The organism is Allostella sp. (genome assembly GCF_041913585.1).
GTDB lineage: Bacteria > Pseudomonadota > Alphaproteobacteria > ATCC43930 > Allostellaceae > Allostella.
This window is the reverse complement of sequence record NZ_JAYSFE010000057.1, coordinates 2,933-7,784: the sequence shown is the minus strand read 5'-3', so window position 1 is coordinate 7,784 and position 4,852 is coordinate 2,933. Positions and strand designations below refer to the sequence as shown.

At 72.8% G+C, this 4,852-nt stretch carries 6 protein-coding genes; 3 read left to right on the top strand and 3 right to left on the bottom strand.

What is annotated here, in order from left to right:
- Positions 1 to 18: 18 nt before the first annotated feature.
- Complete coding sequence (locus tag ACE3Q3_RS12560; RefSeq protein ID WP_374446548.1) at positions 19 to 981, bottom strand: radical SAM/SPASM domain-containing protein; 963 nt, start codon at positions 979 to 981, stop codon at positions 19 to 21.
- A 114-nt stretch (positions 982 to 1,095) separates the two neighbouring features.
- Positions 1,096 to 1,827 (bottom strand): Crp/Fnr family transcriptional regulator, encoded by a 732-nt coding sequence (locus ACE3Q3_RS12555; RefSeq protein WP_374446545.1) that lies wholly within the window; start codon positions 1,825 to 1,827, stop codon positions 1,096 to 1,098.
- Positions 1,828 to 1,956: 129 nt separating this feature from the next.
- Here ACE3Q3_RS12555 and mog point away from each other — a divergent pair, with 129 nt between their 5' ends.
- Entirely contained in the window at positions 1,957 to 2,490 is a 534-nt protein-coding gene (gene mog, locus ACE3Q3_RS12550) for a molybdopterin adenylyltransferase (RefSeq protein WP_374446542.1), read from the top strand.
- Here the strand turns inward: mog and ACE3Q3_RS12545 are convergent.
- Positions 2,487 to 3,086, bottom strand: coding sequence for a gamma-glutamylcyclotransferase (locus ACE3Q3_RS12545; RefSeq protein WP_374446540.1), 600 nt, complete (start codon positions 3,084 to 3,086; stop codon positions 2,487 to 2,489). The genes mog and ACE3Q3_RS12545 overlap by 4 nt on opposite strands.
- A gap of 79 nt (positions 3,087 to 3,165) precedes the next feature.
- Between ACE3Q3_RS12545 and ACE3Q3_RS12540 the strand changes: the two genes are divergently transcribed.
- Together ACE3Q3_RS12540 and ACE3Q3_RS12535 are read left to right on the top strand one after the other, a co-directional pair.
- On the top strand, positions 3,166 to 4,200 hold the full coding sequence (locus tag ACE3Q3_RS12540) for a DUF2125 domain-containing protein (RefSeq protein WP_374446538.1): 1,035 nt from the start codon (positions 3,166 to 3,168) through the stop codon (positions 4,198 to 4,200).
- A 129-nt stretch (positions 4,201 to 4,329) separates the two neighbouring features.
- Complete coding sequence (locus tag ACE3Q3_RS12535) at positions 4,330 to 4,626, top strand: HU family DNA-binding protein (protein WP_374446535.1); 297 nt, start codon at positions 4,330 to 4,332, stop codon at positions 4,624 to 4,626.
- The last annotated feature ends 226 nt before the right edge of the window (positions 4,627 to 4,852 follow it).

The following is a 4,852-nucleotide window of genomic DNA, read 5'->3' as shown; positions in this document are numbered from 1 at the left end:
CCCGTCAGTTCAGGCCCGTCAGTTCAGGACGACGCAGGTCGCGCAGGGCGTACCTTCCAGCCGGCGCGCGAGATGGGCGCGCCGCAGGCTCTGGAAGCGGTCGCTGTTCCAGCCTTCGGCGAAGGGCGTCCGGGTGAGGTCGGCCATGTGGAAGCGGCCGTCATGGTCGAAGCAGCAGGCGGAGAGCCGGCCGTCCCAGGTGATGTGGCCCTCGGTGAAGATCGACCAGCAGGGGATCGCCTCGCGCAGCGCCCCGACGCGGCCGCGGTTGCCCGCCGTCGGCTGCCAGCCGAGGGCCTTCTCCTCGGCCGTCACGAGGTCGGCCTGATTGTAGAGCGGCAGCGCGTAGACCTCGTCGACATAGGGCCGGACCGCGTCGACGGATTCGGCCATCCGGGCCCGCTGCTCGCCGTCATACTCGATGTAGGAGGCGTAGAGGCCACAGCGGCGGCCGGTCTCTTCGGCGACCCGGTCGCGGACCGCGTGCGCCGCCACGATGTTGGCGATCATCTTGCGGAAGAGGCCGGCCTTCACCCGCGCCACCGCCGAAAACTGCTCGACGTCGGCATAGTTGAACGAGAACTTCAGCGAATCCAGGCCGGCGCGGAAGCAGCCTTCGAGCCGCCCGGGCGTGGCCAGCGACCCGTTGGTGGTGAGGAAGACGTAAGGGAACCCGCACTCGTCCTTGGCGAAGGCGATCGCCTCCTCGAGCCAGGAGCAGAGGAAGGACTCGCCGAGATAGAAGAGGCCGATCTCCTCGACGCCGGCCCGTCGCATCTCCAGCAGCAGGCGCTCGAAGAGGGCGCGGTCCATGTCGCGCTGGTCGCGCAGCCGGGCCGAGCGGGCGCAGAAGCTGCAGGCGAAGTTGCAGCGCGCCGTCAGTTCGATCTTCACGCTGCGGGGCACCGGCGGGTCGCAGCGCCGCCAGTCGGGCGCGATCGCCGTGATGGCGTCGATGCGTTGGGTGATGCTGCTCGCCATGGATGCCCTCCGGTCGGCAGGCGATGATCGGAATCGGATCGTCCTGCTTCTAGCCCGGCCGCCGTCGGCGGTCTTTGCGCGGGCGCAACCAGGCGCGGGCAGCGGCACCGGCGGTCAGGCGCCCTCGGGCGGCGGGCGCCCTCCCGGCTCGACCAGCGCCCGCAGGCCCGGCAGGTCGAGGACGACCAGCTTCTGCCGGTGCCCGCCCTCGATGATCCCCTGTTCCTCCCAGGTGCTGAGCAGCCGGCTGACGGTGAAGACGGTCGTCCCGGTCATCTCCGCGAGGTCCTGCCGGCTCAGGGGAAAGCCGACGGCGACGCCGCTGTCGCTCGGGCTTCCGGCCTGCTCGACGAGACGCAGGATGGTGCGGGCGAGGCGATCCTCGACCCGCTGCGTCGACAGTTCGGCCAGGCGCGACTGCAACTCCTGGAGGCGGCTCCCGAGCATGGCCAGGGCATTCAGCGCGATCGCCGGATGGCGCAGCATCAGCCCGCGCATCGTCTCGGCCGACCAGACGAGTTCCCTGCCGTCGAGGACGGCGACGGCATCGCCCGGATAGCCGCTCTTCAGGAACATGGCGAGCGTGCCGTACATCCCCTCGGGGCCGATGAAGGCGATCACCGACTGCCGGCCGTCCGGTCCCGTCTGCTGGATCTTCACCCGCCCGGAGAGCAGCACGTGGCAGGTCGTGCCGGGATCGCCCTGGACGAAGATGCGGTCGCCCCGGGCCAGCGTGCGCACCCGTCCCGCGGCCATGACGTCGCGGAGCGCGCCGGCGCCGAGGCCGGCGAACAGCGCCAGTCGCCCCAGGATGTCGGGATCGGGCCTGGATGGTGTCTGCGGCATGGGGGCGATCCTCCTGCGCCGGCGTCCGGTCGGGACAGCCTCGGCGCCGATCGCCGATTGTGCCAGCGCAATGTGGTCGCACACCGCGCGTGCGACCCTGCCGCCGGTCACGATGACGGAGGGCGGGCAATGGCGATGGCGAGGATCGGCGTCCTGACGGTTTCCGACCGGGCGAGCCGCGGCGAGTACGAGGATCGCGGCGGCCCCGCCATCGTCGCCTGGCTCGAGGCGGCCCTGACCGTGCCCTGGCAGGCGGTCTGCCGCGTCGTGCCGGACGAGCGGCCGGTCATCGAGGCGGCTCTGGTGGCGCTGTGCGACGTCGAAGCCTGCGCGCTCGTCGTGACCACCGGCGGCACCGGCCCGGCCCCGCGGGACGTGACGCCCGACGCCACCGAGGCCGTCTGCGAGCGGACCATGCCGGGGTTCGGGGAACTGATGCGCCGGGAGAGCCTGCGGCAGGTGCCGACCGCGATCCTGTCGCGCCAGACCGCCGGCATCCGCGGTCGCAGCCTGATCGTCAACCTGCCGGGGCGGCCGGCCGCCATCGCGATGACGCTCGACGCCGTCTTCCCGGCCATCCCCTACTGTCTCGACCTGATCGGCGCGGCACGGCTCGAGACCGATCCGGCGCGGTGCGCGGCCTTTCGTCCGGCCGGTGCCTAGGAAGCCGGCGGCCGGGCGGCCTCGTTCGCCGCGGGCCGGGCCGGCGGCACGCGCAGCAGGCGCTGCACCTCCTCGCGCAGCCGGGTCAGCGAGCGGTCCTCGAGGCCGAGCTGGTCGAGGTGGCGGACGGTATTGTCGAGATATTCCGCGCACGGCCCGCGGTCGCCGCGCGCGCCGGCGATGATCGAGGCGGTCTCGGCCGGTGCCAGGCGGCCGCTGTAGAAGCGGTTGCGGCGGTCGACGACGAAGGTGAGGCAGGGAACCGGTCCGGCCGCCGTGCGCACCGGCAGGATGCGCGGATGGTACTCGTCGTTCAGCATCTCGCGTTCCCAGAGCGCGCGGCTGACCGCCTCCTGCTGCTGCAGCGGAATGCGCAGCGCCAGCCCGCGGCAGGACCCGCCGCGGTCGAGGCCGAGCACCAGCCCCGGCCGCTCGTCCGTCCCGCGGTACTGGGTCGAGTAGAGGCAGAAGCGGCGATGGTAGCCGAGCAGCAGGCCGGGCCGGACCTCGGCCGGCGTGAAGCCCGGGTTCCACATCAGGGAGCCGTAGCCGAAGACCCAGAAATGTCCGGAGGAGCAGGCGCGGAGTGGCAGCATGGGTGGCGGTGGAGTGTATCTGCGGTCGCCGGCTCCGCAAGTGGTCGCATCGCCGGCCGGGTGGGAGTATGGAAGGGGCATGATCCGTCGCAGTCGCATCCTGCTTCTCGCCGGTTCGCTGGCGCTCGCGGCCGCATTCGGCGGCTACGCCTGGTTCTGGACCTGGACCGCGGACCGGATCCTGGCCGGCCTTCCGGCCTGGACCGGGGCGATGGCCGCCGACGGCGTCCGCGTCGCCCATGGCCCGGCGTCGGTCTCGGGGTTTCCCTTCGCCTTCCGCCTCTCGCTGCCGGAACCGCGGATCGCGCGGGCCGCGTCCTACCCTGCCTTCCGCTGGAGCGGCGACGGGCTGACCGCCACCGCCCGGCCCTGGCGGCTGGCGGAATGGGAGCTGGCGGTGCCGGCACCGAGCCGACTCGAGCTGGCGGCCGGGCGCGAGCGCTGGCAGGGGACGGTCGCCTCGGGCGACGGCGCCTTCGTCGCCGACGCGCGTGGCGGAACGCTGGTGCTCGACCTGCGCGGCATCGTCGGCGTCGAGCGCGATCCCCTGTCGATCGGCGCGCTCCGGCTGCGCGTGGCGCCCGACGCCGCCCGGCCGGCTGCCCTCGCGGCCTCGGTCACCGCGGCTTCGGTCCGCCTGCCGGCCGGGGTCGATGCCCCGCTGGGGCGGGAGATTTCCGTCGTCGCTGGCAAGGCCGCGCTGGTCGAGCGCATCCCCGACCTGCCGCCGGCGGCGGCCCTGGCGGCGTGGCGCCGGGCCGGCGGCACCCTCGACGTCGAGCATTTCCGCATCGTCTGGGGCGAGGCGCGGGTCGAGGGCGCCTTCACCGCGGCCCTCGACCGCGACCTGCAGCCGATCCTGGCCGGGACGGCCGAACTGGCCGGGCACGACGCGGCGATCGACGCGCTCGTCGGTGCGGGCCAGCTCGGGCGGATGGAGGCGTTCGGCATCCGCGCCCTGCTGGCGGCGGTCGCCCGGCCGGCGGCCTCGGGCGACGGGGCGGTGGTGGCGGCGCAGTTCTCCGTCCAGGACGGCCGCGTATCCGCCGGGCCCGTCGGAACCGCGCCGCTGCGGCTCTTCTCGCTGCCGCGCATCGCCTGGCCGGAGCGCTGAGATTGCCGATGGAATGGGGCTTTTTTGCAGTGGCATGTTTGCCCCGATGTTGGTATCGCTCGCGCCCGGCGCCGTCGCGAGCCCGTGGCGCGCCCGATCACCAGAGTTACCAGAGGAGCAAGAATCGTCATGGCGGCTGCTGAGACCACTCCGACGGTGTCGCTGCGCCAGTTGGCGGCGACCCTCGCCGAGAAGCACGAGATGCCGAAGAAGCAGGCGAGCGCCGTGCTCGAGGATCTCGTCGACTTGGTGACGACGCATCTGAAGAAGGGCGACAAGGTTCGGATCACCGGCCTCGGCATTCTGCAGGTTCGCAAGCGCCCGGCCCGCATGGGCCGCAACCCCGCCACTGGCGAGCCGATCAAGATCAAGGCGTCGAAGAAGATCGCCTTCCGCGCCTCCAAGGATCTCAAGGAAGCCGTCTGACACCCGGCACATGAGCCCCGGCGACCGGTCGCCGGGTGCGAGGGGATCGGCGACGCCGCGCTGTCCGGAGGGGACGGCGCGGCGTCGTTCGTTTCGGCTGGCCGCTTTCGGGCCGGCCTATGCCGCCGCCTGCACCGGCGCCGGCGGGACGTGCTGGCCGGCCTCGACGACGCCGCGCCGGATGGCTCGGGTCCGGGTGAAGAGTTCGTGGAGCTTGTCGCCCTCG

Coding starts and splice junctions, on each gene's coding strand:
- ACE3Q3_RS12540 (WP_374446538.1), top strand. CDS start 3,166: ATGATCCGTCGCAGTCGCATCCTGCTTCTCGCCGGTTCGCTGGCGCTC.
- ACE3Q3_RS12555 (WP_374446545.1), bottom strand. CDS start 1,827: ATGCCGCAGACACCATCCAGGCCCGATCCCGACATCCTGGGGCGACTG.
- ACE3Q3_RS12545 (WP_374446540.1), bottom strand. CDS start 3,086: ATGCTGCCACTCCGCGCCTGCTCCTCCGGACATTTCTGGGTCTTCGGC.
- ACE3Q3_RS12535 (WP_374446535.1), top strand. CDS start 4,330: ATGGCGGCTGCTGAGACCACTCCGACGGTGTCGCTGCGCCAGTTGGCG.
- ACE3Q3_RS12560 (WP_374446548.1), bottom strand. CDS start 981: ATGGCGAGCAGCATCACCCAACGCATCGACGCCATCACGGCGATCGCG.
- mog (WP_374446542.1), top strand. CDS start 1,957: ATGGCGATGGCGAGGATCGGCGTCCTGACGGTTTCCGACCGGGCGAGC.